The sequence below is a fragment of the Micromonospora sp. NPDC049799 genome (genome assembly GCF_040656655.1).
Taxonomy (GTDB): Bacteria; Actinomycetota; Actinomycetes; order Mycobacteriales; family Micromonosporaceae; genus Micromonospora.
On record NZ_JBFAMU010000800.1, the window covers coordinates 1 to 1,567 of the forward strand.

2 protein-coding genes and 1 pseudogene are annotated in these 1,567 nt (G+C 74.2%); 2 read left to right on the forward strand and 1 reads right to left on the reverse strand.

Features of this window, described 5'->3' with window-relative positions:
• Both AB0I76_RS29585 and AB0I76_RS29590 read left to right on the forward strand, forming a co-directional pair.
• Positions 1-108 (forward strand): annotated as a pseudogene (locus AB0I76_RS29585) (LamB/YcsF family protein); the annotation flags it as partial.
• Positions 109-485: 377 nt separating this feature from the next.
• Positions 486-1,316 (forward strand): NmrA family transcriptional regulator, encoded by an 831-nt coding sequence (locus AB0I76_RS29590; RefSeq protein ID WP_357042341.1) that lies wholly within the window; start codon positions 486-488, stop codon positions 1,314-1,316.
• 57 nt (positions 1,317-1,373) lie between these two features.
• Here AB0I76_RS29590 and AB0I76_RS29595 read toward each other — a convergent pair.
• The coding region (locus AB0I76_RS29595; RefSeq protein WP_357042344.1) for a DUF1772 domain-containing protein at positions 1,374-1,567 on the reverse strand (194 nt) is incomplete at its 5' end.

A 1,567-nucleotide genomic window follows, 5' to 3' on the forward strand; every position in this document is an offset into this window, starting at 1 on the left:
GACCGGGGCTACCTGCCCAACGGCCGACTGGTGCCCCGGACCGCGCCGAACGCGCTGGTCACCGACCCGGAGGAGGTGGCCGAGCGGGCGGCCCGTCCAGCCGAAGAGGTCGGTGTAGAACTCCCGGGCGGTGCCGAGGTCGGGCGTGACGAGGTCGATGCCAGAGGGGACGACGACCGGGGTGGGTGCTGCGTTCACCAGTGTGCTCACCTGTGGCCACCCCAATCTCCGCCGGTCGCGCGCGCTGTCCCGGCGCCGACGCACAGTCATCCGATCGCGACGCGGAGTCTACCCACGAGAACGGCCGGACGGCGTGCCGCGTGCCTGGAACAAGCAACCATCGGTGTCCATGTCTGGCGCCCTCCACGGCGGGTCGCCCCGGCGCGGTGGCCCCGCCCGCCCAACCGGTACCGGATGGACGACCACGCATGCGGTCGAGTCACGCGACGATGGTCACCGTCCGGGCCGGTCACTGTACTGGAGGCATGACCGACAGCGCGCATTCCGATCCGCAGCACCCCGTCCTCGTCCTCGGCGCCACCGGCCGGACCGGCCGCCGCGTGGTGCGCCGACTGGCCGCGCGGGGCCGGCCCGTGCGGGCCGGCTCCCGCACCGCCCCCGTGCCCTTCGACTGGGACGACCGGCGCACCTGGGGCCCGGTCCTCGACGGGGTGCGGGCCGTCTACCTCTGCTACCACCCGGACCTCGGCTTCCCCGGCGCCGCCGACACCGTCGGCTCCTTCTCTCGACAGGCCGTCGACATGGGAGTGCGGCGGCTGGTCCTGCTGTCCGGGCGCGGCGAGGAGGAAGCCCGTGCCGGCGAGGAGGCGGTACGGGCGGCCGACCCCACCTGCACCGTCGTCCGGGCGAGCTGGTTCCACCAGAACTTCAGCGAGAACTTCCTGCTCGACCCCGTGCGAGCCGGCGAGATCGTCCTGCCCGCGGGCGACGCGGCCGAGCCGTTCGTGGACGCCGACGACATCGCCGACGTCGCCGTCGCGGCGCTCACCGGGGACGGGCACGGCGGCGAGGTGTACGACCTGACCGGCCCGCGCCTGCTCACGTTCCACGACGTCGCCAAGGAGATCAGCCAGGCCACCGGGCGGGAGGTGAGCTACGTTCCGGTCACCGCCGAGCGGTACACCGACGTGCTGCGCGGGGAAGGCCTGCCGGTGGAGTTCGTCGACCTGTTCACGAAGATCCTCGACGGGCGCAACGCCCACCTGGCCGACGGCGTCCGGCGTGCGCTCGGCCGGGAACCCCGCGACTTCCGCGACTACGCTCGGGACACCGCCGCCACCGGCGTCTGGGGCTGACCACCCGCCGGTCGGCGTCGAGCCCGCACCGCGGGTCCGCCGCCGACCGGCGCACCGTCAGGCCACCGAGAGCGCCACGCAGAGACACCCGAAGGCGAGCACACAGACGGACGTGCGGAGGGTGTGCCAGCGGACCCACGGCCGCTCGAAGTCCTGCCGCGTCGCGCGCGGATCGGCCAGCCGGTCGACCGGCCCGGCCCGGTCCAGGCGGTTGTTCAGCGGGATGTTCGCCGCGACCGTGACCGCCACCG

Excerpts from the sequence above, each read along its gene's own strand:
- AB0I76_RS29590 (WP_357042341.1), top strand. The coding sequence starts at position 486 with ATGACCGACAGCGCGCATTCCGATCCGCAGCACCCCGTCCTCGTCCTC.